Annotated in this window: 17 protein-coding genes (1 of these 17 running past the window's edge); 8 read left to right on the top strand and 9 right to left on the bottom strand. The window is 44.6% G+C overall.

Going from position 1 to position 15,037, the window contains the following annotated elements:
- On the top strand, positions 1 to 708 hold a 708-nt coding region (locus ACODJP_RS13485; protein WP_422482375.1), incomplete at its 5' end, for a [Fe-Fe] hydrogenase large subunit C-terminal domain-containing protein.
- 525 nt (positions 709 to 1,233) lie between these two features.
- Here ACODJP_RS13485 and ACODJP_RS13480 read toward each other — a convergent pair.
- Both ACODJP_RS13480 and ACODJP_RS13475 read right to left on the bottom strand, forming a co-directional pair.
- On the bottom strand, positions 1,234 to 1,629 hold the full coding sequence (locus tag ACODJP_RS13480) for a recombinase family protein (RefSeq protein ID WP_422482374.1): 396 nt from the start codon (positions 1,627 to 1,629) through the stop codon (positions 1,234 to 1,236).
- 83 nt (positions 1,630 to 1,712) lie between these two features.
- The gene (locus ACODJP_RS13475) at positions 1,713 to 2,396 is read right to left on the bottom strand and encodes a recombinase family protein (protein ID WP_422482372.1); all 684 of its coding nucleotides are present in this window, start codon (positions 2,394 to 2,396) and stop codon (positions 1,713 to 1,715) included.
- 238 nt (positions 2,397 to 2,634) lie between these two features.
- Between ACODJP_RS13475 and ACODJP_RS13470 the strand changes: the two genes are divergently transcribed.
- Positions 2,635 to 3,066, top strand: coding sequence for an MOSC domain-containing protein (locus ACODJP_RS13470; RefSeq protein WP_422482370.1), 432 nt, complete (start codon positions 2,635 to 2,637; stop codon positions 3,064 to 3,066).
- Positions 3,067 to 3,229: 163 nt separating this feature from the next.
- Here ACODJP_RS13470 and moaC read toward each other — a convergent pair whose 3' ends face one another.
- From moaC to ACODJP_RS13435, 7 genes are all read right to left on the bottom strand, one after another.
- Positions 3,230 to 3,721, bottom strand: coding sequence for a cyclic pyranopterin monophosphate synthase MoaC (gene moaC, locus ACODJP_RS13465; RefSeq protein WP_422482368.1), 492 nt, complete (start codon positions 3,719 to 3,721; stop codon positions 3,230 to 3,232).
- A complete protein-coding gene (gene moaA / locus ACODJP_RS13460) occupies positions 3,722 to 4,675 on the bottom strand; it encodes a GTP 3',8-cyclase MoaA (protein ID WP_422482366.1) in 954 nt (317 codons plus the stop codon).
- Positions 4,665 to 5,621, bottom strand: a complete 957-nt coding sequence (locus ACODJP_RS13455) for a sulfate/molybdate ABC transporter ATP-binding protein (protein WP_422482364.1) — start codon at positions 5,619 to 5,621, stop codon at positions 4,665 to 4,667. Before ACODJP_RS13455 ends, moaA begins: the two co-directional genes overlap by 11 nt.
- A gap of 68 nt (positions 5,622 to 5,689) precedes the next feature.
- A complete protein-coding gene (gene modB, locus ACODJP_RS13450; RefSeq protein ID WP_422482362.1) occupies positions 5,690 to 6,361 on the bottom strand; it encodes a molybdate ABC transporter permease subunit in 672 nt (223 codons plus the stop codon).
- Positions 6,362 to 6,418: 57 nt separating this feature from the next.
- Positions 6,419 to 7,222: a molybdate ABC transporter substrate-binding protein gene (gene modA, locus ACODJP_RS13445; RefSeq protein ID WP_422482360.1), complete on the bottom strand. Its 804-nt coding sequence runs from the start codon at positions 7,220 to 7,222 to the stop codon at positions 6,419 to 6,421.
- A gap of 23 nt (positions 7,223 to 7,245) precedes the next feature.
- A complete protein-coding gene (locus ACODJP_RS13440; RefSeq protein ID WP_422482358.1) occupies positions 7,246 to 7,737 on the bottom strand; it encodes a MogA/MoaB family molybdenum cofactor biosynthesis protein in 492 nt (163 codons plus the stop codon).
- Position 7,738: 1 nt separating this feature from the next.
- Entirely contained in the window at positions 7,739 to 8,782 is a 1,044-nt protein-coding gene (locus ACODJP_RS13435; protein WP_422482356.1) for a molybdopterin-binding protein, read from the bottom strand.
- 120 nt (positions 8,783 to 8,902) lie between these two features.
- Here ACODJP_RS13435 and ACODJP_RS13430 point away from each other — a divergent pair, with 120 nt between their 5' ends.
- From ACODJP_RS13430 to ACODJP_RS13405, 6 genes are all read left to right on the top strand, one after another.
- Complete coding sequence (locus ACODJP_RS13430; protein WP_422482354.1) at positions 8,903 to 9,232, top strand: winged helix-turn-helix domain-containing protein; 330 nt, start codon at positions 8,903 to 8,905, stop codon at positions 9,230 to 9,232.
- 992 nt (positions 9,233 to 10,224) lie between these two features.
- Complete coding sequence (locus tag ACODJP_RS13425; RefSeq protein WP_255528460.1) at positions 10,225 to 11,196, top strand: recombinase family protein; 972 nt, start codon at positions 10,225 to 10,227, stop codon at positions 11,194 to 11,196.
- A 4-nt stretch (positions 11,197 to 11,200) separates the two neighbouring features.
- The gene (locus ACODJP_RS13420; RefSeq protein WP_014271468.1) at positions 11,201 to 11,620 is read left to right on the top strand and encodes a recombinase; all 420 of its coding nucleotides are present in this window, start codon (positions 11,201 to 11,203) and stop codon (positions 11,618 to 11,620) included.
- Entirely contained in the window at positions 11,617 to 13,191 is a 1,575-nt protein-coding gene (locus tag ACODJP_RS13415) for a recombinase family protein (RefSeq protein ID WP_014271467.1), read from the top strand. Before ACODJP_RS13420 ends, ACODJP_RS13415 begins: the two co-directional genes overlap by 4 nt.
- Positions 13,192 to 13,608: 417 nt before the next feature.
- Positions 13,609 to 13,983: an ArsR/SmtB family transcription factor gene (locus ACODJP_RS13410; RefSeq protein ID WP_014271466.1), complete on the top strand. Its 375-nt coding sequence runs from the start codon at positions 13,609 to 13,611 to the stop codon at positions 13,981 to 13,983.
- Between the two features lie 13 nt (positions 13,984 to 13,996).
- Positions 13,997 to 15,037 carry the 5' portion of a heavy metal translocating P-type ATPase gene (locus tag ACODJP_RS13405; RefSeq protein ID WP_422482351.1) on the top strand. It continues 1,557 nt past the right edge of the window, so only the first 1,041 of its 2,598 coding nucleotides appear in the window; its start codon is at positions 13,997 to 13,999; its stop codon lies off the right edge, out of view.

Raw genomic sequence — 15,037 nt, 5'->3', positions numbered from 1 at the left:
CTGGGATTCGACCGGGTGATGGAAGTCGCCTATGGCGCGGATTGCGACACAATCCTACTCGCCGAAAAATACACAACTAAACAGGGAAAATTTCTTGGAACTTCCTGTTGCCCATCGTGGGTTTTGACCGCACGAAATTCATATCCGGACCTAGCGGAAAATATCGCCGACAGCTATACGCCGATGGTGGAGACGGCGAAGAAGATCAAGGAATCCGATGTGGCTGCGAAGGTTATCTTTATCGGACCATGCATTGCCAAGAAGTATGAGGCACTCACCACCGAAGTGTCGGGATATGTGGATCATGTCCTGACCTTCGAGGAACTTGCGGCACTCTTCGTTGCCTTCGAGATCGATCTCGCGACGATCGGGGGGAGTCCTGCCATTCAGGACGCGAGCATGCTCGGGCGCGGATATGCGAATGCTTCGGGAGTCGGCAATGCGATCATCAGGACAGCAGAAGAGAAGTTCGGTATAACGGACATCAGCTTCGAAAAAGCCGACACCCTCTCCGATTGTCTTGAGATGCTGAAACATATCGACAAAGGTAGTACCTGTCCGGATCTTGTGGAAGGAATGGCATGTCCCGGGGGATGCGTAGGCGGTCCCGGTACATTGGCTTCACCTCCCACGGCGGCACGGCACGTGACAAGGTTTGCTTCATCGGCACCCTTCGAGTTTCCCGTGTGCGATAAAATCGAGAGCTAATAAAACCATGCACTGATACTAAATTCTAGCCACCTTCTTCAAAATAGGTATTAGTCTCGCAAATGAGTCACTGCATCCTGTGCAGTATCTTTTAACTCGCATTGTTGTTAGGCAAGCTAAAGTAGATTCCCTTCTCTACTCAAGATGCCTACCCGCCTATCATCAACGGTTGGTATTTTGTCACCGGGTTGTGCTCAAAAGTTGATGACGATTTTATTCTGCTTATTAAATCTTACTCGCTCTATGGGGGATTCTATATAAGTAAGCCCCAGTCTGAGAGTATTCTCAAAACTAATTCTTATTTTATTCTATATTATACCTTTATTTTGACTATAAATCATCAATGACAACCTGCCCATGATACAAGATTACCCTTTGCAAGTGTTTGTTTTGTAAACACTTAGTTTTCTGAAATTTTACCAGTTTTTCAGTTTTTTTTGATATTTTAGACTACTCAATTTCGTCAATTTTTACCAAGGCTACGCACACTCGCATCCTCAACATTACCGTTGATTCTTATACCATTTAGTTTTGGGGTTCAGGGGTTTTCTTCGTCCTATTCACAGCCTTCTTGGAGCTGTAATGGGTGCTCTTTCTGACCTTGTTCCCATACTCATCGATCTCAATGTTGGAGCGCTTCGCCTTGAGTTTCTGCACGCGCTTGAACCGGCGTTCATGGATGATTGGGAGGTGATGGTTGCGTGACCGGTGGACCTCGAACGGGTCACGGGCTTTTCTCTTGGTGGAAGGGAACTCTGCAGACTCTGTTTCTCCATAGACTGAGGTGCCGGTATATTTCTCGTTGGTGAGAATATTTTCGATCGTCTTCACCGGCCATTTCTTCTTGCCCGTTGGTGAGGGAACCTTGAGGGCTTCCAGTTCCTTCTTGATCCTCACTATGCTCCAGCCTTGCTCGTACAATGAAAGGTATCAATACCCTAGGGCAAGCCCTGAACCTAGGAAGCTTCGCATCCTTTTCCGCCCCAGGGGCGAGGTTTGGAACCTTACGTTGCCGGCACTCGCTCGGCAATGGATCCATGGGGACGGCTCCGCTGCTCTCGCTTCGTTGGGCAATCAAAGATCTTCAGGACTATTCTGGCTTCTGCGATATTGAGGATGAGGCCTTCCTCCTCATTACGATCATACCCATAACACCTACGAGAGAATGCCGGGGAGTCTGGATCCATGGTGCTCCTTCTCAGACCCCATTTGATGTTCTCGCTCTTGTTCTCACTCTCTGCCTGGGCTACACCGGCATGAAGAGTAAGGAGCAACTCCCCTGCCTGGCTGAGGAGGTGGATCCTCTCATTATAGAAAAAGACATCAATTTTCAGTTCCTTGAGCCGCCTGAGCGTCACCAGAAAATCAACGCAGTTGCGTCCGAACCGGCTGATGGACTTGGTATAGATCATATCGATCTTACCCGCCTCACAATCAGCAAGGAGGCTTTGGAAGCCAGGACGGGAACTTATGGTCCTACCAGACTTGATGTCGGTATAGGTACCGACATACTCCCAAGCGGGATTATCCAGGATGTCCTCTTTCTCGAAATCCATCTGGGCTGAGAGGCTGTGCAGCTGCCGTTCCATTTGTGTGCTCACACGACAGTACAATGCCACGCGCATACGCTTACGCGGCCATCTGGCTGGAATGATGCGTACGATTGGTTTCGGTTTGTCCTCAGGCATGATTGGTCATTTGTATCACGGATTGTATGTGATGGATAGTTTTTTTTGTCTCCATGAAGAATTTAGTCAAATTTGATACTTGCCATCAGATTGATTAGAAAGCGATAAGAATCTTAGGCATATGACGCCCTCTTTCTATTGAAAACAGTCTTTATGAGTTCCTCTGCATGGGAAAATCGAATTAGCCTTTTCGCTCAAAGGCTTTTAAACTATAATCTACTACGTAGAGGAGAAAGCAATGGCCGAGGTTGTAGCAGTCTGTATCAGTGACAAAAAGGGAGTAGTCAAGCATCCAGTGGAGTTCATCACAGTCAGGAAGGATTATGGAATTGAGGGTGACGCCCATGCCGGGAACTGGCACAGGCAGATCAGCCTCCTTGCAGATGAATCTGTAGACACCATGCGCAACAAGGGACTCACTTTGGATGCCGGAGCCTTTGCAGAGAACATTCTGACCAAGGGAATTGATCTCAAGACTCTTCCCATTGGGACAAAGCTACAGATTGGAAAGACAATATTGGAAGTGACTCAGATCGGGAAGGAATGCCATAAGGGCTGTGAAATACAAAAGAAGACTGGCAAATGCGTCATGCCGACAGAAGGAATCTTTGCCAAAGTCATAGAGGAAGGCAGCATCCGGAAAGGAGATGAAATCACCATTCTGGTGTGAAGAAGAAGGAGAGATGCTTGGTACATCATTCTTCTGCTTCAACAAAGCATTGCAGCGGTAAATCCTGTTTTTGGGAAGCAGCAATCCGACAATACCGTTATAAAGGAAATACATGGTTGCTTCAGAGAATTCTCTCGATGCTGCCGTTTCCTTAGGCTACTGTTCAATCGATATCTAATTCTGCTTTGTTGTAGTCGCCGTGGATGCCGCCTGTCTTCTTTTCCAACCGGATACTGGTGATGACTATGTCCTTCTGGACAGCTTTACACATATCGTAGACTGTCAGCGCGGCAATGGTGCAGGCGGTCAAGGCTTCCATCTCCACTCCTGTGTTACCGTTGCATTCCAATTCGGAAAGGATGTCCACGGAAAGGTCTTCTTCATTAAGGGAGAGGGAAAGGTCGATGCCGTTCAGGAGGATTGGGTGGCACATGGGAATAAGGTCTGGTGTTTTCTTGGCCCCCATGATCCCTGCAACCTGGGCTACAGCTAGAACATCCCCTTTCTTCATACCACCGTCCTTGACTTTATTGAAGGTCTCTCGATTGATGAGAATCTTGCAGGAAGCCTTGGCTGTTCTATGGGTGCTGTCCTTCTCTCCCACGTTGACCATCTTTGCTCTTCCTTGTTCATTGAAGTGTGTAAAATCGCTCATTCAGCCCCCTATCTCATTCATGTTTCTGCTTGATTCACTTCTTTCCTTAAAGGAAAGCGGATTATGTTTCTCCGGCTTTCCCCAGATGGAGTCCCTAATCGTCTTTTCCATTTCTTCAGCGGTAAGACCTTTAATATTATACTCCACTTTGGAGTGAAGGCATGGCTTTACTTTGCCATCAGCTGTGATGCGGATTCTATTGCAACTCGAACAGAAATGGTTTGAGAGAGGAGAAATGATACCCACCTGACCCTGACCTCCCGTGATACGGTAGAGTTTTGCCACTCCTCCATCTGAAGGCTCTGGAGAAAGTTGTCGAAGAGCTTCCATGATTGCTTTCGAGGAGAGGAAGGAAGCTGAGGAGAAAAATCCATCTTCACACATCGGCATCAGTTCAATGAAGCGCACATCCACTGGATATAAGACGGAGAGCTGGGCTAGAGCAGGTATTTCATCATCATTGAAGCCTCCAATCAGGACTGCATTGATCTTGACCTTCTCAAATCCAACTTCCAGGGCGCATTCAAGGCCCTTCAAAGCATCTTCCAGCTTCCCTATTCTGGTGATTATCCCGTACTTTGCAGGATCCAGTGTATCGAGGCTGATGTTCAGCTGCTTCACCCCTGCTTCCTTTAGATCCTTGGCATACTTTGGCAGTAAGAGGCCATTGGTGGTCAAAGCCACGTAGTCGATGCCATCTGTCTCGGCAATTCCCCTGCAGATGGAAAGGATATTTCGCTTCACAAGAGGTTCTCCGCCTGTGATGCGTACTTTGTGGATTCCGAGTCCTGCACAGATCTTGACTGCAGCAAGCATCTCCTCCTGGGTGAGCATTTCCTTATGTTCCTTGTTCTCCACACCGTCTGCAGGCATACAGTAGCGACAACGGAGATTGCATTTGTCTGTAACAGAAAGCCTGAGATAGCTGATATCCCTTTCAAATTTATCTCTCATCTTGTTGCTCCAGGAATATGCATGCATCGAGTTCAATACTAATGCTGGAAATAGAGATGAGGTTCTTGTCCGGTGTCTTCCACCAGAGCTTTTGATCCGAACCATAGTAAAGAATCAACAGATTGCCATCCTGTTCCTTCATCCAGTCTTTGGTGACCACAGGAATCGGACCAACTGGATAGATTGCATCATTCGGAATGGATACGATGGAGTACCTTTCAGGAATAGGTCTACTGCATTCGAGTTCAATTCCGGCAGGAATCAATTTGATTCTGCCCTCTGAAAGCTTCTCAAAGCGAGAGAAATTTCGGTATCCGAAAAGATGGGCACATGCCACATACTGCGGATTTGAGAAGACTTCGTCCGTTTTCCCTTGCCGGATGATCGATCCTTTCTGTATAACGCAGAGCCGGGAACAAAGCCTTGAAGCTTCTGTCTGGGAGTGGGTGACCAGGATGGCCTGCTTTCCGAGCTTCCCCATCAGCTCCTTTACGTCTGCCTGGAGCTTCTCTTTGAGATGAGTATCGAGGGCGGAGAATGGCTCATCCAAGAGGAGAAGCTGCGGGTCTCCTACAATCATCCTGGCTAGGGCGACGCGCTGTGCCTGCCCTGCAGATAGCTGGGAAGGCTTATGCCCATCAAGGCCCTCCAGATGGAGGAGGCTGATCGCCTCCTCATACTTCTGTTTCTTCTTTTCCCTGTCCTTGAGAAAATGCATCCCGCAGTAGATATTTTTCCTGACGGTCATGGTTGGGAAAAGTGCATAGTTCTGAAAGAGGTAGGCAACCTTCCTTTCCTGAGGTTTGAGGTTTATATGTTTATCGCTGTCGAAAAGTACTCTGTCATCCAATATGATTTTACCTTTGTCTGGTATGACGATACCTGCGATGCACTTCAGTGTCATGGACTTCCCGCAGCCGGAAGGGCCCAGAAGGCCGGCAATCATTTCTTCCGTTTCAAAGGAGGTCTTCAGGACAAAGGATCCAAAATCTTTTTCGATGTCGACATAGAGCTTCATGGTTTCCTCCTTTTCGCTTTCTGGTTGTTCTCGAGAAGGTTGATGGAAAGGAGGACAACAGTAGAAATAGCAAGATTGACCATGACCCAGATGAAGGCTTCTTTCTCGTTGTCTGTACGCCATAGCTGGTAGACTGTTGTGGAGATGGTTGCCGTTCGCCCGGGAGTATAGCCGATCAGCATGGAGGTTGCACCATATTCACCTAGAGCACGGGCAAAGGCAAGAACGACTCCTGCGATGATTCCCTGCATACAGGAAGGCATGCGGACACGCCAAAAAATATACGTATTGGATAACCCGAGGGTCTTTCCAGCCTCTGAAAGAGTGTTGTCAAAGGCTTCGAAAGCGCCTCTTGCTGTGCGGTACATCAAAGGGAAGGCAACGACAGAGGCTGCCAGGATACCGCCATACCAGGTCATCACGAACTTGATTCCAATATGGGAAAGAAAGATTCCGATTGGCGTCTTGACACCAAAGGCGAGAATCAGGAAGTAGCCTACAACGGTAGGCGGAAGGACCAAAGGCAACGTCAAGATGACGTCCAAAATGCCTTTGATCAGTCGAGGAAGCTTCGCCACATAGTAGGCAAAAAAGATCCCCAGAAAAAAGACGAGAATAGAGCTACAGAATGCGATTCTAAGAGAATTGAAGAGGGGGTACCAGTCCATAAAGTTACCAAGGCATCCGGAAGGATTGCTCCCTCCGGATGGGATATTCAGAGACGATTAGAGAGCAGAAGCGAAGCCGACAGCTTCGAAGACCTTCATGGCTTCTGCGCCCTTGAGATATTCAAGGAAAGCCTTTGCTGCATCTGTGTTCTTTGAACCAACGAGAACAGCTGCCGGGTAGATGACCCGGCCACCGGTCATGTCGGAAGTAGCAGTGTCTACGACCTGGAGACCGGCGGAGAAGGCATCGGTACCGTAGATGATACCGCAGTCGACGGAAGCAGCCTTGACCTGAGTTGTGACTTCCTTGACGTTGGAACCATAGGTCAGGCAGGATGCGACAGCCTTTTCATCGATGCCGTAGTAGGCAAAGATCTTCTGGGTATACTGTCCTACGGGAACGTCAGAGTTACCGATGGCAAGGAAGACGTTACCAGACTTCAGGAGGTCAGCTAGCTGGCTGAAGGAAGTGATATTCTTTGGATTGTCTTTTGGAACTGCCAGAGTAGTCTTGTTTTCAAGAAGGTTGACCTTAGTTTCCTTGTTGACCATGTTCTTTTCATCCAGTGCATTCATCTGCTTGACTGCTGCAGAGATGAAGAGATCACAGTCTGCACCATTCTCAATCTGCGTCTTGAGAGTTCCGGAAGAGTCGAAGTTGTAGGTGATGGTGACGTTTGGATTAGATGCTTCATACAGGCCCTTGATGGTGGTCATGGTTTCTGTCATGGAAGCTGCTGCGAATACAATGATTTCTGTCTTCTCAGCAGATGCAACAGCATGTGTTTCAGAAGCAGGTTGTGCCATGGCTGGAGAAACAGCGAGAACTGCAACCAGCAAAATACTGAAAAATCTTTTCATATATACTCCTTGTATAGAAATGCCTATTTATCGAGCTTTTCGCCCTTCAATAACCCCAATCCGTGCGGCAGGGCATCGATGATGACATCCAGAGATTCCTTGCAGGCTTTTGGAGCTCCGGCAAGGTTGATGATCAGAGTTTTCTTTCTGATGACTGCGACACCACGGGAAAGCATGGCATGCGGGGTGATCTTCAGGCTTTCCGCCCGAATAGCCTCTGCAATTCCTGGAACTATTTTGTCTGCAATGGAAAGAGTGACTTCCGGTGTAATGTCCCGGTCTGCAAAGCCGGTTCCACCGGTTGTGAGAACGAGGTCGTAGTTTCTGTCCGCATAGTCAAGGAGAAGCTTCTTCAGCTTGTTGCCGTCATCCGGAATCAAGGCGTAGTCCCCTCTTTGGAAACCAGCCTTCTCAAGATAGTCCTGGATGGCGGGACCACTGAGGTCCGCTCTAGTTCCGTTATAGACTCTGTCCGATAGGGTGATGACAGCGATTGTGAAATCCTTTCTGTCCATCTCAGATCCCTTTCCCAAAGCTGCAGTTCGGGAAGTGGCACTCCGGGCAGTTCTGGCAGAGTCCACCGTTACCAAGTCCTGCCAGATATTCAGGAGTAATCTTGATGCCGGCGAGTACGCGAGGAAGAACAAGGTCAAAAATCGTTCTCTTGGAGAACATAACGCAGCCGGGAAGGCCGCAGATCGGTATTCCGTCAGGAAGGTAACCGATCATGAACATGGCGCCAGGGAGGACTGGAGCACCGTAGCTGATGATATCTGCACCGGAATTTCGGATAGCCAAGGGAGTCCTGTCATCAGGGTCGACGGACATGCCTCCTGTACAGAGAATCAACTCGATGTCCTTGTTTTCAACCATGCTTTTTATACAAGCTTCAATATGGGTGTTGTCATCATCAGAGAGTTCGTGGGCAATCATTTCGCATCCATATTCCTGAAGCTTTTCGACGATGGTCGGGGTGAAGGTGTCGATAATTCGATGGTGAAAAACCTCGTTTCCTGTGGTGACGACACCAAACTTGTGGGAACGGAAAGGAATGACCTTCATCAGAGGTTCTGTTCCTACTGCTTTCCTCGCCAGTTCCAATTTTTCTTTCTTGATGACGAGAGGAATGACTCGCATACCTGCAAGTCTCTGTCCCTTCCTCACAATGTAGTTGGCAGGAATTGTTGCAACCATCAGTTCAGAGATGCTGTTGACCTTTCTTAGTCTTTCGACATCCAACAGGAAGACGCCGTCGGTATCTGCGATCAGCTCCACCTTGCCTTCCTTGACGTTGGTGACATGCATATTTCCCTCTGTATTGTTCTCCCCCTGGGCAATACGACGAAGGAATTCTGCTGCGTCATTTTCATGAAGCATAGTCTCATCTTTTTCCCAGATGTACAGATTGTCCTTGCCCATGGAGAGAAGCATAGGAATATCTTCTTCTGTGATGATATGCCCCTTACGGAAGGCAGCCTCTTTGGTTACTCCTTTGACAATACGTGTAATATCGTGGCAAAGAATCTGTCCGACTGCATCCTGGGTTATGACTAGTTTCATGATTGCGTATCCTTTTTGAAAAATAGACGGATGTATTGTACAAACATTCTGGGAATTTGACAATCATTATATTTTTAAATACAGAATGGCAGAGAATGCAAAATGGACTATACTAAAAACATGGAATGCTACGTAAAAATCATGATCAAGAAGAACGGTGTAATCTGCTTTGGACCTGGTGTCATCTGGCTTCTGAAGGAAATCGAGAAAACTGGATTGGTCTCGGAAGCGGCAAAAAACCTCGAACTGTCCTATTCCAAGGCTTGGACGATAATTAGAAACGCAGAAGGCGGGCTTGGAGAAACGCTGGTCGAGAGAGCTTCAGGAGGAGCAAAAGGTGGGCATTCTGCACTTACAGAAAATGCCCGCGAATACATCAAGGCTTTCGATAAGACAGCCAAGGAGATTGAAGCTTTCGCCCAAAAGGCTGTTCTGGAAAACTTCGGTTGAACACCTGTTTGCCAATGAAAGATGTGAATGATGCGGACTCTGTCTGCCTAAAAATTCCGCAGTTTTTAGGATTTGGTGGATGATGCTCTATGAATCGTAACAGAACTGCAGCCCACTTTTCCATGATCCTATACAAAAGCAACTTGCTGAGTGCAATTGTTGTTTTCCCTGCATGCGTGTGAAAGACAAGGATATTTCTCTTTGACCCGCATTAAAGTTCAAGAACAAAAAACGTCGATGGTAAAGAATCGGAAAATTTCTCTAATATTTTATAGTAGTATCAATAAAAATTCCCAATTTTCTATATTGTTTAATTTTATTTAGACTATACATCATCAATGACAACTTGCCCTTGATACAAGATTACTCTATGCAAGTATTTGCTTTGTAAACACTTATTTATTCGTTATTTTACCAGTTTTTCAGGATTTTTATTAATTTAGACTACTCAATTTCGTCAATTTTTATTCCACGTACGCACACTCGTATTTTCAACAATACCGTTGATTAATATGCCATTTAGTTTTGGAGTTCAGGGGTTTTGTTTGCTTTTTTCACAGCCGTCTTGGAGCTGTAATGGGTGCTCTTTCGGACCTTGTTGCCGTGCATATTAACCTCCATATTGGAACGTTTGTAGGTGTCTGTCGAATTTTTTCCTAAGAGTTATTTTCAACTGATGCTAATAATGAAGTGATACTGATAACTCGAGTCAAGAAAACAAGAATTCAGACAAGATTGCATTAATCACAAATGCTAAGTCTTAACTCTTACTTGCCTATTCATTAATAACGGAAGGAGAAAATCTTGCAGCTTTGTTAGAGCAATATTTTGTTCAATATTATCAACCATCAGTCTATACATGGGTTCGACAAGCTTATTGAACTTTTCAACTTCTTCTTTACTCCATGGGAAGGTCAGATGCTCAATAGCGCTAGAGGCGTGAAGAATGTTTGAACCAATAGCATACTTCGCAATCGTTCGTTGAATTTCTTCTGACCGAAAAATGCAGTAAATGCCTTTCTGGAAAAGGCAGCTATAAAATAGCAAAAGCACTTAGAGAGAAAAAGGCACTGACAAAGCGAGGCGGCAAATGGAGCTCAACGGTAGTTAAAGAAATCCTGAAAAATGAGAAATATACGGGTGATGTGCTCTTTCAGAAAACATTCACTGATTCGCAGTTTAACAGGCATACCAATCGGGGTGAAAAGCCGCAGTACTATGTCAAAGGTCATCATGACGCAATAATTAGCACCGAGGACTTTGAAGCGGCACAGGCGATTATTGTCCAGCGTGCTAAAGAAAAGAATATTGTGGCGGATGATGAGAAGTACCTGAGCCGATACCCATTCTCAGGAAAAATAATATGCGCTGAATGCGGTGCTACTTGGAAAAGAAGAACACATACCGCTTGTAAGGCTAAATACTATGCTTACACCTGCAACACTCACCTGAAGGACAAAAATAAGTGCGGCCAGCTTTTTATCAACGAGACGGATTTTGAGGTCGCCTTTGTAAATATGGTGAACAAGCTGATTTTTAGCAAAAAGGTTCTTTTACAACCGTTCCTTAATAGCCTTAAAAGCATTGACCAAGCTAATGCACTTACTCGAATTAACGAGCTTGAGACGGCTTTGGAACAGAACTTTGACCGAAGGCAGGTTCTTACAAACCTTCTTTCAAAGCAGTACATCGAGCCTGCACTATATGCCAAACAGAATAGTGAACTTTTAGCTGAAGCTGAGGAGTTGAGAAATGAAAAGGAAGCCTTGTACCGCTCGGTAAATGGTGAGCTTGAGAATTCGAAAGCAGTAAGCAGGCTCTTAAAGTATGTAAACAATAGTGCAGGACTTGCAGAATTTGATGCAGTTGCCTTTGAGGCACATGTTGACCACATTACTGTTTACACCAGAAGTGAAATAGGCTTCGCACTAAAGTGCGGTTTAACCCTTAAGGAAAGGTTGTGAGAATATGAGTCATGTCCCATACGGATACAGAATCGAAAATGGTAAAGCGGTGATTGATGAAGAAAAAGCAAAGCAAGTAAAGAAGATCTATAAAGCATACCTCTCTGGCCTTGCCTACGTGCCAGCAGCAGAAGCCGCCGGACTTAAGCTTTACCACACAGGTGCAAAGAAGATGATGCAAAATAAGCATTACCTCGGAGACGACTATTACCCGGCGATTATTGATAATGAGACCTTTGTCGCGGCAGAAGCCGAGCGTGTAAAACGACAGGCTAAGCTTGGAAGAGTATTTGATGATAAGCCAGCCAAAGTGAGCAAGATTGCTACAGGTTTTAAGATGCCAAAGGTTCAAATAAAATATGATGATCCTTTTACACAGGCAGAATACGTCTACAGCTTGATAGAAAGCGAGGTGGATGTATGATTTCCTTAGCCAGCAATGTTACGGTTATTCCTGCAAAGAAAACAATCGGTACACAGAAAACAACCGATAAAGTCCAGAAAACACGAGTAGCTGCTTATTGCCGTGTTTCCACTGATAGTGATGAGCAGGAAACCAGCTATGAAACACAGATTGAGCATTACACTTCGTTTATCAATAGTCACCCGGATTGGGTGCTGGCCGGGATATATGCCGATGACGGCATTTCTGGAATGAATACGAAAAAGCGTGATGAATTCCAGCGCATGATTAATGACTGTAACGAAGGCAAGATAGATATGGTTATTACCAAGTCCATCAGCCGATTTGCAAGGAATACGGTTGATTGTCTGAATTATACCAGAGCCCTTAAGAATAAGAACATCGGCGTTTACTTCGAAAAAGAAAATATCAATACGCTCGATGCTAAAGGTGAAGTTCTAATGACAATTATGGCTTCTCTTGCACAGCAAGAAAGTGAGTCATTATCGGCTAACGTTCGTCTGGGTTTGCAGTTCCGATACCAACAAGGAAAAGTTCAGGTCAATCACAACTGGTTCTTGGGATATACCAAAGATGCAGACGGGCACCTCATCATTGATCCAGAGCAAGCTGAAGTCGTTAAGCGCATCTATAGAGAGTACCTTAGCGGTAAGAGCTTCTTACAGATAAAAAGGTCGCTTGAAGCCGATGGAATTCTGAACGGTGCCGGTAATGCAAAATGGCATGAAAGCAATATAAAGCAGATACTTACAAACGAGAAGTACATCGGAGACGCTTTGCTTCAGAAGACCTATACGGTGGATATTCTTGAAAAGAAGCGTGAAGCTAATAAGGGTCAGGTTCCTAAATATTATGTAGAGGACAGTCATGAAGCTATTATTCCAAAGGATATCTTCCTAAAGGTACAGGAGGAAATCGCAAGACGCGCAAACCTTACCAAAGGCACCACAAAGCGCAAACGAATCTATAGTGGCCGCTACGCTTTATCTGGAATAGTGTTCTGCGCTCACTGCGGTGACATCTTCCGCAGAATTAAATGGAACAATCGTGGGTGTAAGTCCACCGTTTGGCGCTGCGTCAGCAGGGTAGAAAAAGATGGTCCAGATTGTACCGCAAGGACTGTTCATGAAGAATTTCTCCATGAGGTAGTTATCAAGGCCATAAACGAAGCGTTCCGGGAAAAGAAAGCAATCCTTCCTCTTTTGCGAGAGAATATCGAGAGTAGTCTGGAGGAAGTCACTTCAAATCAGATTGCAGCGATTGATGAACAGATGAAGTCAATGCAGCAGGAGCTATTGGCAACCGTTAATTCTAAGAATACCGGTGATGAGCTTGGTATGGAGATTAGAAGGCTGCGTGATGAGAAGCAGGCCCTTCAAAATGAGCAGGCATCCCGACAGGATCTGAGAACACGACTCGATGAGATGATGCGTTTCCTTAACGATCTGCCTTGCGAGTTGACTGAATATGAAGAAGATTATGTAAGGACTCTCTTGGAAAAGATAACGGTTTATGATGACTATTTCATTGTGGAATTTAAGTCTGGAATTGAAATCCAAATTGACGAGTAATCGATACAACACTATAACGAAGTGGCTGATGAGATATACCGCTTGCGTGAACTGAGGCAAAATGCATTGGTTGAAAACGCAGTCATGTCAACTCGCAGAATATGATGATCTATTGGTGAGACGGCTTATTGAGAAGTTAACAGTCTTAGATGATAAACTGACTATTGAGTTCAGGCTCAGTGCTGAAATTGATGTAGAAATATAATGCATATAACTAACCGCCAGTCGAGGAGAATTATCCTTTATCTGGCGGTGTTTTAATCGTTAAAACCCTCATCAAGTATAAATAGAAAATACATTGCTCGTTCACTTGAATAACTGTTCAAGTATCTATTGACTTCTTTTTATCGCAGTAGTAAAATTAACATGTGAATAACTGTTCAAGTATGCAATTGAAATAATATCGGAGGTGATAATGTGGCAAGGAAAATTCAACCAACTGAAAGATGTGACTGTGATGTTATACATGAGGAGACTGTTAACCAAGTTCGAGAAAAAATGCCTCAAGAAGAAACCCTATATGATCTTGCGGAGCTATTTAAGGTCTTTGGGGATTCAACAAGAATTAAGATAATCTGGGCGTTAGATGAAGCCGAGATGTGCGTTTGCGATATTGCATTCTTATTGAATATGACCCAATCAGCAATTTCTCATCAGCTAAGAGTCTTAAAGCAGGCTGAACTAGTAAAGAGCAGAAGAGAAGGAAAGATTGTATTCTACTCCCTTGAAGATGAACATGTAAAGCAAATATTTGACCAAGGATTAATTCATATTTCAGAAGAAAGTAAGTAAAGGTGGGGCAGTGATGTTAAAGAAGGAAATAATTTTAGAAGGATTAGATTGTGCAAATTGTGCAGCTAAAATTGAAGATGAGGTTAATAAATTAAATGGAGTCAAAGCCTATATGAACTTCATGAACAAGACATTGACTTTAGAAACTGAATCAGAGCAAGAGTATAAGAATACACTACAGCAGGTTGAAACCATAGTGCACAAGCACGAACCGGATGTGGCAGTGAAAGAAAAATCCATTAGCAAGAGCAATAAAAAAGTATTAATACTTGAAGGACTTGATTGTGCGAATTGTGCTGCAAAGATTGAAGCTCAAACACAAAGCCTTGAAGGAGTAAATAGTGCAACCGTTGATTTTGTTACTAAGAAGCTGACAATTGAAGCGGTCGATAAAAAGGAATTTGGTAAAATTCTTGGAGAAGTAACATCCATTGTAAATATACTTGAGCCGGATGTTAAAATAGTTGATGCAGAGAAGAAAAAGGTGAACAAAAGCATAGTAATGCTTGAAGGACTTGGATGCGCGAATTGTGCAGCTAAAATGGAAAAAGAAATAAGCGGTTTAGAAGGAGTGGAGTTTGCTGCAGTAGATTTTGTTTCGAAGAAACTAACAATGGAAATAAGTCCGAAAGTCAACCGCACTGAATTAAATGAGAAGATTGAAGGCATTGTAAAAAAAATCGAACCGGATGTAAAGATTGTTTTTGAGAAAGATACATCTAAGGCCAACATAAAAGAAAATAATGAAGAGGAAGAAGAAGGTGTCAACAAAAAAGAAATCATAAGACTTGTGGTCGGTGGAGCAATATTTGCCGTGGGAATCATCTTTAATTTCCAAAATTGGCTTGAGCTTACCTTATTTATTATTAGTTATATTATAGTTGGTGGAGAGGTTGTCTTAAGAGCAATAAAAGGTATTGCCCGTGGACAGGTATTCAGTGAGCATTTTCTAATGAGTATTGCTACCATTGGTGCTTTCTTCGTTGGAGAGTATCCAGAAGGTGTAGCAGTTATGCTGTTCTATCTGGTAGGTGAATTGTTTCAGGATATAGCT

The organism is Pleomorphochaeta sp. DL1XJH-081 (assembly GCF_049310885.1).
Classification (GTDB): Bacteria; Spirochaetota; Spirochaetia; order Sphaerochaetales; family Sphaerochaetaceae; genus CAYZJV01.
The sequence above is the reverse complement of the archived record's forward strand: the minus strand, read 5'-3'. Positions and strand labels throughout refer to the sequence as shown.